This window comes from Acidovorax sp. PRC11 (assembly GCF_031844105.1).
In the GTDB taxonomy this organism is placed as follows: domain Bacteria; phylum Pseudomonadota; class Gammaproteobacteria; order Burkholderiales; family Burkholderiaceae_C; genus Paracidovorax.
Genome location: NZ_JAUZUQ010000001.1, coordinates 96,144 through 115,948, shown reverse-complemented (window position 1 = coordinate 115,948; position 19,805 = coordinate 96,144). Strand labels below are relative to the sequence as shown.

Sequence of the window (19,805 nt, the reverse complement as noted above, 5' to 3'; positions counted from 1 at the left end):
GCCCGGGATGGGGCGCCCGCGGCTGCCCGCCGGAAGATTCCGTGCCGTCTTCGATCGCCGTTTCCGTTGCCGTTGCCGTTGCCATCGTCGTAGTCTTAGTGGTAGTCGTCATCGCCTCAGGACCAGCCAGCCGAACGCCCCGAGCGACAGCAATGAATAGATGATCCCCGGCGCCGCCGCGGTGAGCCAGGGCGACCAGTTCTGCAGGTTGCCCGCATAGCCGAACACGTTGTTGAGCAGGAAGAAGCTGATGCCCGCCATCACGCCGCCGAACACGTAGCCCGCGATGCCGCCGGAGCGGAAATGCAGGTAGGCGAACGGCAGCGACAGCACCACCATCACCAGGCAGCTCAATGGATAGAACACCTTGCGCCAGAACTCGATCTCGTACTTCTGCGCGGTCTGGCCGTTGGACTCCAGGTGGCGGATGTACTGGAAGAGGTCGATCGTCGCCATGCGGTCGGGCTTGAGCAGCGAGGCCGCCACCATGTCGCTGCTGATGTGGGTGGGCCAGAGGAACTGAGCCTCCTGCAGCCGCTCGACGCGTGCCTCGGCCGCGCCCTTGCGGTGGAAGACGCTGCGCTTCACGCCATGCAGCTTCCAGCCCTCGGCGCCGAACTCGCCCGATTCCGCCTGGATGGTGGAGGCCACCCGGCCGTCGCCGTCGAATTCGAAGATCCGCACGTTGCCCATGCCGCCGTCGTGCCGCAGCGAGCGCACGTTCACGGCCACCGATTGGTCGCCCTGCCGCTCCTTGAGCCAGGCGCCGGTGGCGCCGGTGGTGATCTGCCCCAGGTAGCGCGCCTTCACGAGCTGCGCGAGCCGGTCGGTCGCGGGCGCGAGGTAGTCCCCCACGGCGAAGGTGAGCACCACGAACCCCAGGCCCAGCACCAGCAGCGTGCGCAGCGCGCGCCACGGCCCCAGGCCGCTGGTGCGCATGATGGTGAATTCCGAACTCTGCGCGAAGCGCGCCATCACGAAGATGGTGCCGATCAGCACCGTGATCGGCAGCAGCTCGTACAGGTGGCTCGGAATGCCCAGCGCGACGTAGAGCAGCGCGTGCGACACCTCGTAGCCCAGGGCGCGGCCGACGTAGCGCAGCTCGTCCACCATGTCGAAGAACACGAACAGCGCGAGGAAGCCCAGCGTGACGAAGGCCACGGCCGAGAGGGCCTCGCGGTAGATGAGGCGGCGGATCGTCTTCATGCGCTGCCTCCGGCCGGCCGCTGCCACAGCATGCGCGGCGACCAGCGGTTGTGCCGCGCCACCAGCAGCAGCAGGCCCAGCGCCAGCGTGCCGCCGTGCAGCAGCAGCATGAACGCGCCCAGGCCCATCCGGCCCGAGCCCACCCAGCTCTGGCCGAACGTCATGAGGTTGTAGTAGACGACGAAGGCGGACAGCGCGAAGACGAGGCTCGTGCTGCGCGCCGCCCGCGGGTTGGCGCTCGCCACCGCCAGGCCGAGGACGACGAAGTTCAGCGCCGCGAGCGCCAGCCCGAAGCGCCAGCCGAGTTCCGCGCGGAAGGTGGGATCGCTGGAGGCGAACAGCTCCGGCGTGGTGCGCGTCTTCACGGCCACGTCGTCGGAGGGGTTGGCCGAGGCCGAGCCGATGCGTGTGCCGTACTCGGTGAACTCGCTCACCTTGAGCCCCGGCTTGTCGGCGGAAGTCTCCAGCCGCTGCCCGTCGCTCAGCAGCGCCATGCGCTGGCCCCCCTGCGTCTCCAGCCGCGCGCTGCGCGCGGAGGTGACGGTCTCGCGGCCGCGCTCGGTGGAGGCGATGAACACATTGGTCGCCTGCTGGTTGTCAGGCGTCTCGCGGTCGATGAAGAACACGCGGTTGCCGTTGGCGGATTCCTGGAATTCGCCCGGCGCGATCCGGTCGATGTCGCCGCGCTGCTGGTACTGCACCTTGAGCTCCTGGATCTGCTGGTTGGCCCAGGGCCAGATCAGCAGGGCCAGCGTGGCGATCGCCAGCATCACCGGCCACGCGAAGCGCAGCAGGGGCCTGAGCAGATGGAGCATGCCCCGGCCGCTGGCGAACCAGATGACCATCTCGCTGTCGCGGTACATGCGCGAGAGCGTGCCGACCACGGCCACGAACAGGCTCAGGGTGAGGATGGTGGGCAACTGGCCGAGCACGGTGAAGCCCATCACGAGCATCACGTCCGACGGGTTCACGCTGCCGCGCGACGCCTGGCCGAGCGTGCGGATCAGCATCATGGTCATGACCACGGTGACCAGCACCACCAGCGTCGCTCCGAAGCTGCGGGCCAGTTCCTTGCGAATGGATGAATCGAATAACATTGGCTCGAAGGAAAACGCCGATTATGAACTTCGATCTGAAGACCCTGTCCCTGGCCGCCGCCGCTGCCGAGAAATGCGATCTGCTCGCCGTGCTGGTGCCCGAGGGCTTCAAGCCCTCCGGCGACGCGCTGTCCGCGCTGGTGGCCCATGCCACCCGCCAGGGCGACTTCGAAACCAAGCCCGGCAAGAGCCTCGCGCTCTACCAGGCCCCGGCCGTCGCGGCCCGCCGCGTGCTGCTGCTGGGCGCGGGCGATGGCAGCCCGCGCGCGGTGCGCCAGGCGCTCACGGGCGCCGCGGCGCAGTGGAAGGCGCCGCAGGTGAAGCGCGCGGCCGTGTGCCTCGCGGCCCTGGCCGATGCCGACGCGGCCGCGTGTGCCGCCGTGCAGGCCATCGCCGACGCCAGCTACGTCTACACGGCCACCAAGTCGCAGGCCGAGCCGCGCGCGCTGTCCCGCGTGGTGGTCGGCGTCGCCGACGCCTCCGCCGCCAAGGCCGGATTCGCCCGCGGCACCGCGCTCGCCCTGGGCGTCGAATACGCCCGCGAATGGGCCAACCGGCCCGGCAACCATGCCACGCCCACGCTGCTGGCCGGCGCGGCCAAGGCGCTGGCCAAACACGGCCCGATCCAGGTCAAGGTGATGGGGCCCGCCGAGGTGCAGAAGCTCGGCATGGGCGCCTTCATCGCGGTGGCCAAGGGTTCCGAAGAGCCGCTGCGCTTCATCGAGCTGCGCTACCAGGGCGCCGGCCGCACCGAGGCGCCCGTCGCCCTGATCGGCAAGGGCATCACGTTCGACACCGGCGGCATCTCCATCAAGCCCGCCGCCGAGATGGACGAGATGAAGTTCGACATGGGCGGCGCCGCCAGCGTGCTGGGCGTGTTCCGCGCGCTGGCCGAACTGCGGCCCGCGATCAACGTGGTCGGCCTGATCCCCGCCTGCGAGAACATGCCCGACGGCCGCGCGGTGAAGCCGGGCGACGTCGTCACCAGCCTCAGCGGCCAGACGATCGAGGTGCTCAACACCGACGCGGAAGGCCGGCTGGTGCTGTGCGATGCGATCGCCTACGCCGCGCGTTTCAAGCCCTCCGCGATGGTGGACATCGCGACGCTCACGGGCGCCTGCGTGATCGCGCTCGGCGGGGTGCGCAGCGGCCTGTTCGCCAACGACGAGGCCCTGGCCACGCGCCTGCAGCAGGCGGGCGAATCCGCGATGGACCCGTGCTGGCGCATGCCGCTCGACGATGAATACGCCGAAGGCCTGAAGAGCAATTTCGCCGACATGGGCAACGTGGCCGGCCGCGCCGCGGGCGCCGTCACGGCCGCCAAGTTCCTGCAGAAGTTCGTGGGCACGCAGCCCTGGGCCCACCTGGACATCGCCGGCACCGCCTGGAAGAGCGGCGGCGGCAAGGGTGCGACGGGCCGCCCCGTCGGCCTGCTCGTGCAGTTCCTGCTCGATTCCGTGCAGGCTCCCGCGGCCCGCGCACGCTCCCGCACGGCGGCTGCAGCCGCGGCACCGGCTCCCGCACCGGCACCGGCACCGGCAGTGGTACCGGCACCGGCAGTGGTACCGGCACCCGCCGCCGGCCGTACCCGGCGTGCCGCGGCGCCTGCGCGCGCTGCCCGGTCTGCGCGCGCCGCGTGATCGCCACGGCCGCATTCCGCTTGAAGGCGCGCGAGCCCGCATGACCGAGATCGCCTTCCATTTCAATGCGCCGGACAAGCTCGCCTATGCGTGCCGCTTCGCGCGCAAGGCGGTGCGCAGCGATGCGCTGCTGGTGATCACGGGGCCTTCCGCCATGCTCGATGCGGTGGACCGCGCCCTCTGGGCATTGGGCCCGCAGGACTTCGTCGCGCATTGCCGGCAGGAGGACGAGGCCGATCTGCGCGAGGCCTCGCCCGTGCTGCTGGCGACCGATCCCCGTGCCGCTGCCCATGCGCAGGTGCTGCTGAACCTGGGCCCCGCGGTCCCCGCGGGCTTCGAGCGCTTCGGCCGGCTGGTGGAAGTGGTGAGCTCCACCGACGAGGCCGACCGCGCCGGAGCGCGCGAGCGCTGGCGGCACTACGCCCAGCGCGGCTATGCCATCGTGCGCCACGACCTGGTGCTGAAGGGGGGCTGAGCGATGCCTACGACGCCGCCCAAGGGGCCTCCCAAATTCGTGCCCACCCTCACCGATGTGGTGCAGGTCCTGGGCGATGCGGTGCCGGGTGCTGCCCGGGACGACGCGGCGACGCCCGGGGCGGAGCCACCGCCTGCCGGCGACGCCCGGCCGGCGTCCGCAACGGGAACGCCATTCCCGGCTCCACCTTCGGCTCCGGCTTCGGCTGCCACCGAGACGGCGGCGGACGGCGACCCGATCGCCGCCGTGCCCGTGCCAGCCGCCGTGCCCGCGCCCGTGCTCGCCGCGGCCCCATCGGGTCCCTCCGTTCCGCCGCTCACCGCCGCGGACTTCTCCGGCATCGAGGAGATGGTGATCCACCGCATCATCCAGCGCGTGGACGTGGTGCTCGACCAGCGCCTGCGCGAGGCCATCGCCACCGTGGTGCAGGAGCAGACCCGCTCCATGGTGCCTCGCCTGCGCGAGGAGGTCGAATCCGTGGTGCGCCATGCGGTGTACGAAGCCGTGGCGGACGAACTCGCGGCACCCGGCGCCCCGCCGCGCTGAACGCCCCGGTGGCGCGGCCCGTGGCACATGACCGATGGCTACAGGGTATTCCCCTGTGGTTTTCGATCACATTTGCTCGCAACTACCCGTGCCCTGGCCCATAAATTGCGATATGTTTCCGGCGCTGGGGGAAAAGAAGGTTCTCAGCGATCACCCTTATTGGAGATTCATATGCAATTGAAGTTGAAACTGACCGTGGTTGCCGCTATCGCGGCGTTTGCCGGTGTCGCCTCCGCACAAGAGCAGGTGGTGAAGATCGGCCACGTGGGTCCGGTTTCCGGCCCGCAGGCTCACTACGGCAAGGACAACGAAAATGGCGCCCGCATGGCCGTCGAAGAGTTGAATGCCCAGGGGATCACCATCGGCGGCAAGAAGATCAAGTTCGAACTGCAGGCCGAAGACGACGCCGCCGATCCCAAGCAGGGCACGGCCGCCGCCCAGAAGCTGTGCGACGCCAAGGTCGCCGGCGTGGTGGGCCACCTGAATTCCGGCACGACCATTCCCGCATCGAAGGTGTACAACGACTGCGGCATCCCGCACGTCACCGGCGCCGCCACCAACCCCAACCTGACCAAGCCCGGCTACAAGACGACGTTCCGCATTATCGCGAACGACAACGCCCTGGGTGCCGGCCTCGCCGCCTACGCCGCCGACACGCTGAAGCTCAAGTCGGTCGCCATCATCGACGACCGCACGGCCTACGGCCAGGGCGTGGCCGACGTCTTCAAGAAGACGGCCGCGACCAAGGGCATCAAGGTGGTGGACGAGCAGTTCACGACCGACAAGGCCACCGACTTCATGGCCATCCTGACGTCGATCAAGTCCAAGAACCCCGACGCCATCTTCTTCGGCGGCATGGATCCCCAGGCCGGCCCGATGCTGCGCCAGATGGAACAGCTCGGCCTGTCGAACGTGAAGTACTTCGGTGGCGACGGCATCTGCACGGCCGAAGTGGCCAAGCTGGCCGCCGGTGCCAAGACGCTCGCCAACGTGATCTGCGCGGAAGGCGGCGCCTCGCTGGCCAAGATGCCCGGCGGCACCGCCTGGAAGGCCAAGTACGACGCCAAGTACCCCAACCAGTTCCAGGTCTACAGCCCCTACACCTACGACGCCACCATGCTGCTGGTTGACGCCATGAAGCGTGCCAACTCGTGGGATCCGAAGGTCTACATCCCCGAGCTGCAGAAGTCGAACTACAAGGGCGTGACCGCCCAGATCGCCTTCGAGCCCAACGGCGAACTGAAGAACCCCGCCATCACCCTGTACAACTACAAGGACGGCAAGAAGACGCCTCTGAACTGAGCGGCTTCGTTCCAGTGAAAAGGCCTCCGCGTGCGGAGGCCTTTTTTCGTTGTGCCGGAGAACGCAGGCCGGAGACGCTAATCCTGCGTCGGGCTGCGGCCCCGCACCCTCAGCGCCGCACCTGCAGGGCCCCCGGGTTCACGATGTTCGTCGGCGTGCCGCGGATGTAGTTCACCACGTTGTCGAAGGCCGCGCCGAAATACAGCTCGTAGCTGTCCTGCTCTACGTAGCCGATGTGCGGCGTGCAGATGCAGTTCTCGAGCCGCAGCAGCGCATGGCCCTGCAGGATCGGCTCGCTCTCGAACACGTCCACGGCGGCCATGCCGGGACGACCGCGGTTCAGGGCGGCGATCAGGGCGTCGGGCTCGATCAGCTCGGCGCGCGAGGTGTTCACGAGCAGGGCGTTGGGTTTCATGGAGGAGAGGTCCTCCAGGCGCACGATGCCGCGGGTGTCGTCGTTGAGCCGCAGGTGCAGCGAGACCACGTCGCACTGCGAGAAGAATTCCTCGCGCGTGGTCGCCACCTGCAGGCCGTCGCTGAGCGCCTGCGCGCGCGACGCCTCGCGGCCCCAGACGCGCACGTTCATGCCGAACGCGCGGCCGTAGCCCGCGACGATCTGCCCTATGCGGCCGTAGCCCCAGATGCCGAGGGTCTTGCCGCGCAGCACGGTGCCGACGCCGAAGTTCGGCGGCATCGAGGCCGAGCGCAGGCCCGATTGCTGCCAGGCGCCGTGCTTCAGGTTGGAGATGTACTGGGGCAGGCGGCGCATGGCCGCCATGATCAGCGCCCAGGTGAGCTCGGCCGGCGCCACCGGGGAGCCCACGCCTTCGGCGACGGCGATGCCGCGCTCGGTGCAGGCGGCCACGTCGACGTGCGCGCCCACCTTGCCGGTCTGGGCGATCAGCTTGAGGCGGGGCAGCTTCTCCACGAGCTGCCGCGTGATCTGCGTGCGCTCGCGGATGAGCACGATGATGTCGGCGTCCTTGAGGCGCACGGAGAGCTGGCCGAGGCCCTTGACGGTGTTGGTGTAGACCTTGGCGGTGTAGGCGTCGAGGCGCGCGGCGCAATGGAGTTTGCGGACGGCGTCCTGGTAGTCGTCGAGGATGACAATGTTCATGGAGTCCATGGGCCGCAGGCCGTGACCGCGCGCAGCACCGCGCGGGCCGGCATGAAATAGCGATGAAGGTGCGGGAAAAAAGCTGCGGCGCCGCCGGCCCGGCGGAGGGCGGGGCACGGTGGCGCGCAGACGCAGCCCGCATTGTCGTTCATGGGGAAAGGCCCTGGCTGCCCCGCTGGCCCGGAACGGGGCCTGTGGGACAAGCGGTTACAAAAACGCCGGGTCCCGCAACGTCCCCGGGGCGCCTTGGCCAAAGCGCCGGCCGCGCGTCGCCTGGGTGACGGAGCCTAGGGGCCATCCCCAATACGGGTGCGGCGCATGCGGCCCACGATGGGGGCTTCGTTTCGATCCATGGAAACTCAGGAAATCTCCCGTCCCATGCCTGCTCCACAAGTCCACTACGCCCACTGGCCCAAGCGCCTGCCGCACTCCCTCACCCCGCCCGCCACCTCCCTGTGGAGCAACCTGGCCATCAATGCCCAGCGCTATCCGGACAAGCCTGCGCTGGTGTTCTTCGGCGCGCGGCTGGGCTACCGGGCGCTGGCGGACGCGGCGGAGCGCCTGGCCGCGCACCTGCGCGCGTCGGGCGTGCGCCGGGGCGACCGGGTGCTGCTGTGCATGCAGAACTGCCCGCAGCTGGTCATCGCGCACTTCGCCATCCTGCGTGCCGACGCCGTCGTGGTGCCCGTCAATCCGATGAACCGCGCGGAAGAGCTCAAGCACTACATCACCGATCCGGATGCGCGCGTGGCCATCACCACGGCCGACCTCGCGCCCGAGCTGGCCGCCGCGAGCAATGCGCTCCCTGCCGACCGGCGGCTGCAGCACCTGGTGGTGTCGCAGTTCGCGGATGCCTTCGATCCGGCATCGGAAGAGGCGCAGGCCATGCCGGAGGCCTGGCGCGACTGGCTCCGTACCGCCCGGCCGCTGCCGGCGCTCGACGGCGGCGCGGTGCATGCCTGGCGCGAGGCCCTGGCCTGCCGGGACGCGATCCCCGCGCCCGAGGCCGGCCCGGACGATCTCGCCGTGCTGCCCTACACCAGCGGCACCACCGGGCTGCCCAAGGGCTGCATGCATCCGCACCGCAGCATCATGCACAACGCGGTCGCCAGCGCGCTCTGGGGCACGGCCACGTCCGAGAGCGTGACCCTGGCCGTGGTGCCGATGTTCCACATCACCGGCATGGTCAGCCTGATGCATTCGTCCATCTACGCCGGTGCGACGCTGGTGATGATGCCGCGCTGGGACCGCGACCTGGCGGGCCGGCTCATCTCGCGCTACCGCGTCACCAATTGGACGAACATCCCCACCATGGTGATCGACCTGATGGCGAGCCCGCATTTCGGGGGGTACGACCTCTCCAGCCTGGTCTACATCGGCGGCGGCGGGGCGGCGATGCCGCAGGCCGTCGCGCAGCGGCTGCTGGATCAGTTCGGCCTGCGCTACTCCGAGGGCTACGGCCTGACCGAGACCGCCGCGCCGTCGCACACCAATCCGCCGGACCGGCCCAAGCAGCAGTGCCTGGGCATTCCCTTCATCAGCACGGATGCCCGGGTGATCGATCCGGACACGCTGCAGGAAGTACCCACGGGCGAGCAGGGCGAGATCGTCATCCACGGGCCCGGCGTGTTCAGCGGCTACTGGAAGCTGCCCGTGCCGACCGAGGCGGCCTTCATCGAACTCGATGGCAAGCGCTTCTTCCGTTCCGGCGACCTGGGCCGCGTGGATGAGGAGGGCTATTTCTTCATCACCGACCGTCTGAAGCGCATGATCAACGCGAGCGGCTTCAAGGTGTGGCCCGCCGAGGTCGAGGCGCTGATGTTCCGCCACCCCGCCATCCAGGAAGCCTGCGTGATCTCCGCGCGCGACAGCTACCGCGGCGAGACGGTCAAGGCCGTGGTGGTGCTGCGGCCCTCGCACCGGGGGCAGGTGTCCGAGGCCGACATCGTCGCCTGGTGCCGCGACAACATGGCCGTCTACAAGGTGCCGCGCGTGGTGCAGTTCGCCGACGCGCTGCCCAAGAGCGGCAGCGGCAAGGTGATGTGGCGGCAGCTGCAGGAGGCGGAGGCCGCGGCCCCGGCCGCCGCGGAGGCGCCGGCGCACTGACTCCCCGGCGCACGCCGGGGGCGCCGCCCCCCGCAGGCGCTCGCTCAGTGCCCCATGGCCGGCTGGGCGGGCACGCCGCGGCCCCGGTGGCCCGACACCAGCGCCTGCAGGTCGCGTTCCAGCAGGGCCGCATCCCCCAGCTGCAGTTCGATCAGCCGGCGCAGGTGGGTGACGCTGTCGAGGTCGATCGTGTCGCCCTGCAGGCCCGCGCAGCTGCCTTCCATGTGCGCCAGCTCTCCGGACATCGCGATCTGCTCCTGGCCTTCCATCAGCGGAATGGAGAGCGCGCAGGCCACGCCCTGCGGCAGGGACTGGCCCGCGGGAAGCTCCACCAGCGCGCCGCGCAGCGAGACGTCGAGCACCTGCACCTCGAAGGTGCCGTGGCCGCTCACGGCAAGGCGGGCGGGCGCCTCGAAGGCGACGCGGACATAGTTGCGGCGTTCATGGGCCATGGGAATCTCCTGGGGGCTCGGCCGGGCGGCAGCCGCGGCGGCATGCATGCTACTGCAGCCGGCACGCGCGCAGGGCGTTAAGCTTCCCGCACCATGGCGCACATCACCTTTCCCCCGCCGTACCTGCCGCCCGGGCAGGTCGCCCCGCACCTGCGCAGTACCGGTTACGCCGTGCTGCGGCCCGAAGACACCGCCGCGTGGATCGGCGTGCCGCTCGCGCAACTGCAGGCGCTGCATGCCGACTGGCCGGCCCTGCCGCCCGACGAGTTCCTGAAGGATGGCGGCCGCTACCGCCGGCGCCGGCATTCCTGCTTCGTGGCCGAGGGGCCGGGGGCGGAGGGCGTGAGGCAGGTACCGCACCGCGCGCACTGGCAGCCGATCGACTACAACGCCCTGCACGGCGGCATGCAGCGCTGGTTCGCGCCCATGCTGGACGCCACCACCGCGCAACCGGCCTGGCGCGCGCTGCTCGCCGCGCTGGCCCGCCTGTCGCAGGAGGCGCTGGCGGAGCGGCCCGAGCCGTGGTTCCTGGAGGCGCACCAGTTCCGCATCGACACCACCGACGGCATCGGCCGGCCGACACCGGAGGGCGCGCACCGCGACGGCGTCGACCTCGTGGCCGTGTTCCTCGTGGGCCGCCAGGGCGTGAAGGGCGGCGAGACCCGCATCTTCGAGGCGGCCGGCCCGAGCGGCCACCGCTTCACGCTCAGCGAGCCCTGGTCGCTGATGCTGCTGGACGACGCGCGCATGATCCACGAGACCACGCCGATCCAGCCCCTGGGCGAGGGTGCCGGCTTCCGCGACACGCTCGTGGTCACCTGCCGGCGCGGCGGCTTCCAGCAGGACGAGGCTGCAACCCCACCGGCTTGATGCGAATCAACCCTGCTGCGGCCAATTGCGGCACACTGGTGCAGTCATTTCCACAACCATCAACGAAGGAGAAGTCCATGTTCAAGCACATCCTGATTCCGGTGGACGGATCGCCCACTTCCATGACGGCCGTGGCCAAGGCCGCCGGCCTCGCCAAGGCCTTCGGCGCCCAGGTGACCGCCGTGTACGTGGTGGACCCGTACCCCTTCACCGGCGTGGGCGCGGATTTCGCCTACGGGCAGTCGCAGTACATGAACGCCGCCACCGCCGAGGCCAACACCGCGCTCGACGCCACCCGCAAGGCGATGGAAGAAGCCGGCGTGACCGTGAACACGGTGATCGGTGAAGGCCATGCCGTGCACGACGGCATCCTGCAGGCGCTGGAGAGCACGGGTGCCGACCTGATCGTGATGGGGTCGCACGGCCGCCGCGGGCTGGAGAAGCTGGTGCTGGGCAGCGTCACGCAGCGCGTGCTGGGCGCGGTGCACACGCCGGTGCTGGTGGTGCGGGACTGATCCCGCAGGCGTCCCATCAAGAACGGCTCCCGCGGGAGCCGTTTTTTCATGGCCAGGGGCCGGCCCGGGCGCAGACCCTCAGGTCGCCGCGCTGATGTTCTTGTCCTTCGCGACCTTCGTCCAGCGGGCCCGGTCGGTCGAGAGGCGCTTGCGCATGGCGTCCGCGGGCTGGTAGGCGGCGATGGCCCCGGCCTGCAGCAGTTTTTCCTGCACGTCCTTGTCGTTCGAGAGGATGTCCTTGAGTTCGCGGTTCAGGCGCGCACTCACGGCGGGCGGCGTGCCGAGCGGCGCGATGATCCCGCCCCAGGAGTCGAAGTCGAAATTCGGGAAGCCCTGCTCGGAGATCGTCTTGACGCCCGGCAGCAGCAGCCGGCCGCGCGGCGAGCTGAGCGCGATCGCCCGCAGCTTGCCGGCGCGGATGTGCGGCAGGGCCGCGACCACGTCGGCGAACATGATGCCCAGCTGCCCGCCGAGCAGGTCGGTGACGGCGGGCGCGCTGCCGCGGTAGGGCACGTGCTGCATGTCGAAGCCGCCCAGATCCTTCAGTTGCTCCATCGCCAGGTGACCGAAGCTGCCCGTGCCGGAGCTGGTGTAGTTCAACGCCGGCTTGGCCGCCTTCGCCTGCGCGATCATCGCCTGGACGGAATCCACGCCCTGCATCACCGACGGGTTCACGACGATGGCCATGGGCAGGTCGTACACCGTGGACACGCACTGGAAATCCTTCTCCACGTCGTAGGCGTTGTTGTTGTACATGAGCGGCGCCAGCAGCGCGGGCATGCCGAACATCGACAGGGTGTTGCCGTCCGGGGGCGACTTGATGAACGACCCCGTGCCCACCGAACCCGAGGCGCCGGGGCGGTTGTCCACCACGATCGCGGTACCAAGCCGGTCGGCGAGCTTCTGCGACACGATGCGCGCGGCCGTGTCGGTCGGCCCGCCGGCGGGGAAGGCCACCACCATCTTGACGATCTTGGCAGGCCAGGCCTCTTCCGCTGCCAGGACGGGCAGGCCGGTGCCCGCCAAGGCTGCGGCCGCGCCGGCCTGGAGCAGCCGTCGGCGGGTGAGGGGGGTGGTCGGATGGGCGTGCATGCTTGTCTCCTTGTTGAATGAATCGTCGTCTGCGCCGGTGCGGCCGCGGGGGCCGCGCCGGCGGGGCAGCGTCCGGCCTCAGCCGGCCGCCGCCGCGTCTTCCAGGGCCTGCAGTTCGCGCAGGATCTCGTCGGTGTGCTCGCCCAGGCGGGGCGGCGTGCGGCGCACGCGCAGGCGTTCGCCGTCCATCACGTAGGGGGGCGACAGCACCGCCTGCGCGCCCGCCTCGGTGTCCTCGTAGCGGTGCAGCAGGCCCGCGGCTTCCGTGCGCGGAGAGTTCAGCGCGGCATGCATGCCGAGCACTTCGCCGCAGGGGATGTGGGCCTGCTCCAGGCGGGCGAGCAGTTCGCGCCGGCTGAATCCCAGCAGCGCCTCGCGGACCATGGGCAGCAGCACGGCGCGGTGCGCGGAGCGGGCGGTGTTGGTGGCGAAGCGTTCGTCGGCCACCCATTCCGGCCGGCCCACCACGTCGCGGCAGAAGCGTTCGAACTGGCCGTTGTTGCCCACGGTCATGACGACCGGCCCGTCGCTCGCGTCGAACACGCCGTAGGGCACGATCGCCGGATGCGCGTTGCCGAATTTCGGGGGGTCGCCGTCCCGCAGCAGCGCCTCCATGCCGTAGTAGGAAGTGATCATCAGCCCGCAGTCGTAGAGGGCCATCTGAACGTGGCGGCCCCGCCCGGTCGCATGGCGTTCGTACAGCGCCGCGAGGATCGCCTGGCCCGCGTACATGCCGGTGAACATGTCCACCGCAGCCACGCCGAACTTGAGCGGGCCCTGTCCCTCTTCGCCGTTCATGGCCATGATCCCGGCCTCGCCCTGTACCACCAGGTCGTAGCCGGGGCGCTGCGCTTCGGCCGTGGCACGCGAATAGCCCGAGATCGAGCAATAGACCAGGCGCGGGTTCGACGCGCTCAGCTCGGCGTAGCCGAGCCCCAGCCGGTCGGCCCCGCCCGGCTTGAAGTTCTCGATCACCACGTCGGCCCGCGCGGCCAGGCGCCGTGCGACCGCGAGGCCTGCCTCGTCCTGCAGATCGAGCGCGATGGAGCGCTTGTTGCGGTTCGCGCTGTTGAAGTACGACGTATTGCGCGCGCCGATGCGCACGCCCCAGTCGCGCGTGTCGTCGCCGTGCTCGGGATGCTCCACCTTGACCACGTCGGCACCCAGGTCGGCCAGGGCCATGGCGCACATCGGGCCGGCCAGCACGCGCGACAGATCGAGGACGCGCAGGCCGGAGAGCGGGAGGGGGGCGGGGGTGCCGGGGTGCATCGTGGGCGGAGGGAGGGAAGCAACGGACGAAGAAGAGGCCGCAGCAGGCGGGCTGCCGGCGGCGTTGGACCCCGATTATTCGGACGTTCGTGAAAATTTACAATCGTGCGAAATTGGTGATGGTTATGCTAACTGGAGGTTGACAATGGATGTGCAAGCCCTGGGCCTGCTGGTGGACATCATCGAGGCCGGCAACCTGAGCCGGGCGGCGGCGGCCCTCGGCATGAGCCGTGCCAACGTCAGCCAGCGGATCAACCGGTTCGAACGCCAGCTGGGCGTGCAACTGCTGCGCAGGACCACGCGGGAGCTGGTTCCCACCGAGATCGGGCTCAAGCTCTACGAGCACGGCCTGGCGATGCGCCACGAGGTCATGGCGGCCGACGAAGTGGTGAACGACCTGGGAAAGGGGCTGCAGGGAACGGTGCGGCTGGGCGTGCCGATCGGCTATGGCCAGTTGCGCATGTCGGCGTGGCTCACGGAGTTCATGCGCACGCATCCGGACATCGCCCTGCACGCGATCTTCAACAACGATCTCGAAGACCTGGTGAAGGGATCGATCGATTTCGCCGTGCGCGTCATGGCCGAGCCCCCGGCGCAGCTCGTGGCCCGCCGGCTGGGCACGGTGCGCTACGTGGCGTGCGCGGCCCCGGCGTTCCTGGAGCGGCACGGCCGGCCGCAGGACCTGGAGGCGCTGCGGGCGCTGCCGCTGATCGCTTCGTCGCAGACCAGCGAGCGCTTGCGGACCACCTGGGTGCAGGGGACGAGCCGGCGCGTCGCGCGCATCCGGCCGCGCCTCATCTCCGCGAACTTCCACTTCCTGCTGGACGCCATATCGCAGGGGCTGGGGGTCGGGCTGATGCCCGACTACATGGTGGAGACAGCGGTCGCGCGCGGCGGTCTGCAGTTGTTGGCGCTGGAGCCGGATGCGCTCGATTTCCTGTCGACGCAGAAATTCCTGCTGCACGTGCCCGACCGCTACCAGACGCCGGCGGTGCGCGCCCTGATCGATTTCATCATCGCGCGGGAAGAGGCCGGGGTGCCGGACGCGCGGGCCCCGGCGTGAACCGCGCGCTGCCCCGCGGCTGCGCCGCGGTTGCCCTTACTCGATCTTCGCGCCCGACGCCTCCACGATGCCCTTCCACTTCGCATAGTCGGTCTTGAGCAGCGTCGAGAATTGCGCGCTGCTCATCGACTCCGGCTCGGCGCCCTGGGCCTGGATGGCGGCGCGCATGTCCGGCTGGGCGAGCAGCTTGTTGACCTCGGTGTTCACGGTGGCGACCACGCCGGCCGGCGTGCCCGCGGGCGCGAAGATGCCGTACCAGGAGCTGACGTCGAAGCCCTTGTAGCCCGATTCGGCCACGGTGGGAACGTCGGGCAGCGAGGAACTGCGCTTGATGGAGGTCACGGCCAGCGGGCGCAGCTTGCCGGACTTGATCTGGCCCATGGCCGAGGGCACGGAGGACACCAGCAGGTCCACGTTGCCGGCCATCGCGTCCATCAGGGCCGGGTTGGAACCCTTGTAGGGAATGTGGCTGAGCTTGATGCCCGCGGCCTTCTCGAACAGGTCGCCCGCGAGGTGGATCGTGGTGCCGTTGCCGGGCGAGCCATAGGTGACCTTGCCGGGTTCGGCGCGCGCGGCGGCCACCACGTCGGCCAGGGTCTTGAAGCGCGAATTGGCGCTGGTGGCGATGATCACCGGGGTGTAGGCCACGTGCGCGATGGCCACGAGGTCTCTGGTCGGGTCCCAGGGCAGGTTCTTGTAGAGGTAGGGCGCGACGACGAGGTTGTCCTTCTGGCCCATGACGAGGTCGTAGCCCGTGGGCGCGGCCTTGACGGTCTCGGTGATGCCGATGGTGCCTCCGGCGCCGGCGCGGTTGTCGGGCACCACCGTCCAGTGCAGGGTCTCGGTGAGCTTGGTCGCGACGAGGCGCGAGAGGATGTCGGTGCCGCCGCCGGGCGGGAAGGGCACGATGAGCCGCACGGGCTTGGCGGGGTAGGCATTGCCGGGGGGCGCGGCGGACGGGGCCGTCTGGGCCGTGGCGGTGCCCAGCGCGAAGGCGAGGGCGGCGAAAGAAATCGCGGTGCGGATCATGGGTGGTTTGTCTCCGGAAGGAAATACTTCGTATGCGGTGGCCGCCATTCTTGGCGTGCCGGGAGGCCGCGCGCAACCGGGCAAGCGCTAGGCGCGGCGGAATCTTCGCGATGGCCGGGCGCGGCCCGGCAGCGCGAGGGCCTCAGGGCTGCCGCACGTCGGCCACGGGGGTGTCGCCGAAGTCCGGGCGGGCGAGCCAGGCGAGCACGCGCGCGGCGGCGTCATCGGGCGAGGTCAGTGCGCCATCCGTCTTGAGGTTGGCGAAGTTCTGCTGGTCGGGAAAAGCGGCCGGGTCGGCGGCGCGCAGATGGACCTGCATGTCGGTGTCGATCACACCGGGAGCCAGCGAGCATACCCGGGCGCCGCCAGGCCGCTGCGCTTCATCGAGCGCGAGGCAGCGCGTGAAGTGGTCCATGCCGGCCTTGGCCGCGCAGTAGGCCGATTGCGACGCCATGGCGCGGCGCCCGAGGCCGGACGAGATGTTCAGCACCTTGAGCGGCACGCCCCAGCCGCGCGTGGCGGCGAGGAACGCGGCGGTGAGCTGCATCGGCGCTTCGAGCCCGACGCGCAGCGCATTCGCGAGATCGGCCGGTTCGCAGTCCGACAGCGGGGCGATGCGGGGCACCACGCCCGCGTTGTTGATGAGCGTGGCGCTCGCGTAGCTGCCGGCCGGCCGGGCCGTGAGCCACTGGCGCAGGCGCCCGGCGGCAGCGGCGCCGTCCGCGAGATCCTGCTCCCACTGTTCGAGCGGCGCGCCGGCCTGTTGCGCGATGCCGGCCAGCTCGCCGCTGGTGGCGCGGGCGAGCGTGACGAGCGCATGGCCTTGCTGCAGCAGCTGCCGGGCCATGGCCAGGCCCATGCCGCGCGAGGCGCCGGTGAGGATGACGAGCGGGCGCGGCTCCGAGGGGGAGGCCGCAGCCGCGGAGGACGAGGGGAGGGAAGTGCCTTGCATGGTGCCGCGATGGTACTGCGGCGGCCTGCTCAGAACGGCGCGGGCAGATGGAAGGACAGGGGAGCGCCGGTGCGCGGATGCGCGAACGCGATCTGCTGCGCGTGCAGCAGCAGCCGCGGCGCGCGGGCCTGGACGGACGGCGGCGCGTAGAGCGCATCGCCCAGGATCGGATGGCCGATGGCCGCCATGTGGACGCGCAGCTGGTGCGTGCGGCCAGTGACGGGCTCCAGCAGCACGCGCAGGGTGTCGGGCGCCGGTGCCGGGGCGCCTTCGGTGGCCGGCGCCGGCCGCCAGCGCGTGAGGCTCGGCTTGCCGTGCTGCGGGTCCACCACGCGCAGCGGACGGCGCTCCCAGTCGGCGGCGATGGGAAGATCGATCGCCTGCCAGGGGCCGTCCGGGACGGTGCCCTGGCTCCCGTGCACCACCGCCACGTAGCGCTTGTGCACCTCGCGCGCGGCGAAGGCGTGGCCGAGCGCGCGCTGCGCCCCGGCATGGAGCGCCATCAGCACGAGGCCCGAGGTCGCCTGGTCGAGGCGGTGCACCACGCAGGCACCGGGCCACTGGCGCGCGGCGCGGGCGCTCAGGCAGTCCTGCTTGTCCGGGCCGCGGCCGGGCACGCAGAGCAGGCCCGCGGGCTTGGCGAGCACGATGAGGTCGCCATCGGCGTAGAGGCATTCGGGCACGGGCGGCTGCGCGCCGCCGTCCGGCGCGGGACCGCTCACGGCGCTCACGTCGCGGAGCCGTGCACCAGCCGGTGCACCGTGGCGCACAGCTCGTCCACGTCGTTGGGCTTGTGGATCAGCGCATTCGCGCCCTCGGCCAGCGCATCGCGCTCGATCTCGGCCGTGACGTGGCCCGAGGCGAGCGCCACGGGCAGGTCGGCGCGGATGCGCTTGGCCTCGCGCACCAGATCCACGCCGCAGTAGCCGGGCATGTTGTAGTCGGTCACCACGAGGTCGTAGGCCTGCGGGTCGCCGGCCAGCGCCACGGCCGCCTCCCGCGGATCGGTGAAGCCGCTCACGCGGTAGCCGCGCCGGCGCAGCAGCCGCTGCACGAGGAAGACCAGCGCCTGGTCGTCGTCCACGTACATCACGTGGTGCTGGCGCTCGGGCGGGCTGGCCTGTGCGGGCGGGGGCGGGGGCGGGGGCGGGGGCGGTGCGGTGCTGGCGGCCTCCGCACCTGCACCGGTTTCCGCCTCGCGCGGGGCGGGAGCGGGCGCGGGGGCCGGCCGCGCGGCGGCGGCAGGCCGGTCCCGTTCGGGTGCCGGCGCGGCGGCGGGGGCCTGCGGCACCGCGGGGAAGTAGAGCGTGAAGCGGCTGCCTTCGCCGGGCGCGCTCTGCACGTCCACCGCGCCGCCGTGGGTGCGCATCACCCCGTGCACCACGGCCAGCCCCAGGCCGGTGCCCTGGCCGACGGGCTTGGTGGTGAAGAACGGCTCGAAGATGCGCTGCTGCGTGGCGGCGTCCATGCCCGGGCCGTTGTCGATCACGCTGATCACCACGTACTCGCCGGGGGGCAGGGCGAGCCGTTCGCACAGGCGCTGGTCGGGCTGCGTGGCCGAGGCTTCCACCCGCACCGTGCCGCGCGCATCGCCGATGGCGTGGATCGCGTTGGTGCAGAGGTTCAGCAGCGCCTGTTCGACCTGGGTGGCGTCGGCGAGCATGGCGGGCAGGGGCGCGTCGATCTGCAGGCGCAGCTCGATGGCGGGCGGCAGCGTCACGCGCAGCAGGCGCTCGGTGTCGTGCACGGCTTCCGACACGGGCACGGCGGTGCGCTGCGGCGGCTCGTTGCGGCTGAAGGTGAGGATCTGCCGCACCAGGTCGCGCGCGCGCCGGCCGGCCTTTTCGATCTCGCGCAGGCTCTCCAGCGCCGGCGCATCGGCGGCGCAGTCGGCCTTGGCCAGCTCGACGTTGCCGAGGATGGCGCTCAGGATGTTGTTGAAATCGTGGGCGATGCCGCCGGCCATGGTGCCCACGGCCTGCATCTTGTGCGACTCGCGCAGCTGCGCTTCCAGCTCGCTGCGGTGCGCCTCGGCCTTCTTGCGGCCGGTGAGGTCGCGCGCGAACACCGTGGTGGTCTCGCCCTCGGCATGCCGCTCGAACGACACGCTCACTTCCACCGCCAGTTCCTTGCCGCTGGCGGTGAGGGCCACCATCTCGCCGAGCACCGCCTGGGTGGCCAGTTGGGCGAACGCGAGCGCCTGGACGGCATCGGGCAGGAAGCGGTCGAGCGGGCTGCCGAGCGCGTCGGCGGTGGAACACTGGAACAGCGCAGCGGCCGTGGGATTGAAGACGGTGATGCGCTGGTGCTGGTCCACGCAGATGATGGCGTCCAGCGCGGAATTGATCACGGCCTCCAGGCGCCGCTCGCTGGCGTAGAGCTGCGCATTGCGCTCCTGCAGGGCCGCGGCGCTCTGCTGCAGGGCGCGCCGCTCGGCCACGAGCGGGCCCTGGTCCACCACCGCGCAGAGGTACTGCAATTGGGCGGGGGCGCCGTCCGCCTGCGGGGCCTCGATGCGCGCGATGTACAGGTCGCCCGTGATGCCCGCGCCGTGCCGGCCGATCGGGAACACCACTTCGCTGGCCTCGCCGTGGCCCTGGTCGCGTGCCTGCGCGAAGGTGTCGCGCACGCGGTCGGCGTCGTCAGAGCACACGAACGGCATCAGCGAGGTGAGCGGCCGGTCGGCCTCGGTGGGCTGGAAGCAGCGGTGCGCCATCGAGTTGGCCTGCACCACCATGTCGTGCTCGTCGAGCACCATGAGGGCCAGCGGCACGCTGGCGAAGAGCGTCTCGAAACGTTCGGAAGCGCTTTCGGCCGCGGCCTGGCTGTAGCGCAGGACCTTGTTCTGCACTTCCAGTTCGGCCTGGTAGGCGCGCAGCTCCGCGATGAGGGCGGCCACGGGCCCTTCGGGTCGGCCTGGGCTGCGCCGGTTGGCACCGGCCTCGCCGACGGCCGGCGCCGGCGCAGCAGGCGCGGCGTCCGGGGGCGGGCTTGCCGGCCCGCCGTCCGGGGGAGCGCCGCGATCACCCTCCGGATCGGGGGGCAGCAGGAAGGACAGATGGGGACGGCTCATG

At 70.7% G+C, this 19,805-nt stretch carries 18 protein-coding genes; 8 read left to right on the top strand and 10 right to left on the bottom strand.

What is annotated here, in order from left to right; genetic code table 11:
• Window positions 1–108: 108 nt before the first annotated feature.
• Window positions 109–1,206, bottom strand: coding sequence for an LPS export ABC transporter permease LptG (gene lptG, locus Q9R47_RS00515; protein WP_311231308.1), 1,098 nt, complete (start codon window positions 1,204–1,206; stop codon window positions 109–111).
• Window positions 1,203–2,303 (bottom strand): LPS export ABC transporter permease LptF, encoded by a 1,101-nt coding sequence (gene lptF / locus Q9R47_RS00510; RefSeq protein ID WP_311231307.1) that lies wholly within the window; start codon window positions 2,301–2,303, stop codon window positions 1,203–1,205. Before lptF ends, lptG begins: the two co-directional genes overlap by 4 nt.
• Window positions 2,304–2,326: 23 nt before the next feature.
• Here lptF and Q9R47_RS00505 point away from each other — a divergent pair, with 23 nt between their 5' ends.
• From Q9R47_RS00505 to Q9R47_RS00490, 4 genes are all read left to right on the top strand, one after another.
• Entirely contained in the window at window positions 2,327–3,943 is a 1,617-nt protein-coding gene (locus tag Q9R47_RS00505; protein WP_311231306.1) for a leucyl aminopeptidase, read from the top strand.
• Between the two features lie 40 nt (window positions 3,944–3,983).
• Window positions 3,984–4,418: a DNA polymerase III subunit chi gene (locus Q9R47_RS00500; RefSeq protein ID WP_311231305.1), complete on the top strand. Its 435-nt coding sequence runs from the start codon at window positions 3,984–3,986 to the stop codon at window positions 4,416–4,418.
• Window positions 4,419–4,421: 3 nt separating this feature from the next.
• Window positions 4,422–4,964 (top strand): hypothetical protein, encoded by a 543-nt coding sequence (locus tag Q9R47_RS00495; protein ID WP_311231304.1) that lies wholly within the window; start codon window positions 4,422–4,424, stop codon window positions 4,962–4,964.
• A gap of 171 nt (window positions 4,965–5,135) precedes the next feature.
• Window positions 5,136–6,266, top strand: a complete 1,131-nt coding sequence (locus Q9R47_RS00490) for a branched-chain amino acid ABC transporter substrate-binding protein (protein ID WP_311231303.1) — start codon at window positions 5,136–5,138, stop codon at window positions 6,264–6,266.
• Between the two features lie 109 nt (window positions 6,267–6,375).
• Here Q9R47_RS00490 and Q9R47_RS00485 read toward each other — a convergent pair whose 3' ends face one another.
• A complete protein-coding gene (locus Q9R47_RS00485; RefSeq protein ID WP_311231302.1) occupies window positions 6,376–7,383 on the bottom strand; it encodes a D-2-hydroxyacid dehydrogenase family protein in 1,008 nt (335 codons plus the stop codon).
• A 378-nt stretch (window positions 7,384–7,761) separates the two neighbouring features.
• Between Q9R47_RS00485 and Q9R47_RS00480 the strand changes: the two genes are divergently transcribed.
• The gene (locus Q9R47_RS00480; protein WP_311231301.1) at window positions 7,762–9,489 is read left to right on the top strand and encodes a long-chain fatty acid--CoA ligase; all 1,728 of its coding nucleotides are present in this window, start codon (window positions 7,762–7,764) and stop codon (window positions 9,487–9,489) included.
• 44 nt (window positions 9,490–9,533) lie between these two features.
• On the opposite strand, the gene Q9R47_RS00475 is transcribed toward Q9R47_RS00480, so the two are convergent.
• Window positions 9,534–9,941, bottom strand: coding sequence for a PilZ domain-containing protein (locus tag Q9R47_RS00475; RefSeq protein WP_311231300.1), 408 nt, complete (start codon window positions 9,939–9,941; stop codon window positions 9,534–9,536).
• Between the two features lie 93 nt (window positions 9,942–10,034).
• On the opposite strand from Q9R47_RS00475, the gene Q9R47_RS00470 reads away from it, so the two are divergent.
• Window positions 10,035–10,811, top strand: coding sequence for a 2OG-Fe dioxygenase family protein (locus Q9R47_RS00470; RefSeq protein ID WP_311231299.1), 777 nt, complete (start codon window positions 10,035–10,037; stop codon window positions 10,809–10,811).
• Between the two features lie 77 nt (window positions 10,812–10,888).
• Window positions 10,889–11,326, top strand: a complete 438-nt coding sequence (locus tag Q9R47_RS00465; RefSeq protein ID WP_311231298.1) for a universal stress protein — start codon at window positions 10,889–10,891, stop codon at window positions 11,324–11,326.
• Window positions 11,327–11,404: 78 nt separating this feature from the next.
• Here the strand turns inward: Q9R47_RS00465 and Q9R47_RS00460 are convergent, their stop codons facing one another.
• Together Q9R47_RS00460 and Q9R47_RS00455 are read right to left on the bottom strand one after the other, a co-directional pair.
• Window positions 11,405–12,418, bottom strand: coding sequence for a tripartite tricarboxylate transporter substrate binding protein (locus Q9R47_RS00460; RefSeq protein WP_311231297.1), 1,014 nt, complete (start codon window positions 12,416–12,418; stop codon window positions 11,405–11,407).
• Between the two features lie 78 nt (window positions 12,419–12,496).
• Window positions 12,497–13,687: a CaiB/BaiF CoA-transferase family protein gene (locus Q9R47_RS00455; protein ID WP_311231296.1), complete on the bottom strand. Its 1,191-nt coding sequence runs from the start codon at window positions 13,685–13,687 to the stop codon at window positions 12,497–12,499.
• A gap of 145 nt (window positions 13,688–13,832) precedes the next feature.
• Here Q9R47_RS00455 and Q9R47_RS00450 point away from each other — a divergent pair, with 145 nt between their 5' ends.
• Window positions 13,833–14,750 carry a LysR family transcriptional regulator gene (locus tag Q9R47_RS00450; RefSeq protein ID WP_311231295.1) on the top strand — a complete coding sequence of 306 codons (918 nt, stop codon included), beginning with the start codon at window positions 13,833–13,835 and terminating at the stop codon, window positions 14,748–14,750.
• Between the two features lie 36 nt (window positions 14,751–14,786).
• On the opposite strand, the gene Q9R47_RS00445 is transcribed toward Q9R47_RS00450, so the two are convergent.
• The 4 genes from Q9R47_RS00445 to Q9R47_RS00430 form a co-directional block, all read right to left on the bottom strand.
• Window positions 14,787–15,779 (bottom strand): tripartite tricarboxylate transporter substrate binding protein, encoded by a 993-nt coding sequence (locus Q9R47_RS00445; protein ID WP_311231294.1) that lies wholly within the window; start codon window positions 15,777–15,779, stop codon window positions 14,787–14,789.
• 142 nt (window positions 15,780–15,921) lie between these two features.
• Complete coding sequence (locus Q9R47_RS00440) at window positions 15,922–16,731, bottom strand: SDR family NAD(P)-dependent oxidoreductase (RefSeq protein ID WP_311231293.1); 810 nt, start codon at window positions 16,729–16,731, stop codon at window positions 15,922–15,924.
• A 29-nt stretch (window positions 16,732–16,760) separates the two neighbouring features.
• On the bottom strand, window positions 16,761–17,453 hold the full coding sequence (locus tag Q9R47_RS00435) for an RluA family pseudouridine synthase (protein WP_311231292.1): 693 nt from the start codon (window positions 17,451–17,453) through the stop codon (window positions 16,761–16,763).
• A gap of 5 nt (window positions 17,454–17,458) precedes the next feature.
• Window positions 17,459–19,804, bottom strand: a complete 2,346-nt coding sequence (locus Q9R47_RS00430) for an ATP-binding protein (RefSeq protein ID WP_311231291.1) — start codon at window positions 19,802–19,804, stop codon at window positions 17,459–17,461.
• Window position 19,805 lies beyond the last annotated feature (1 nt).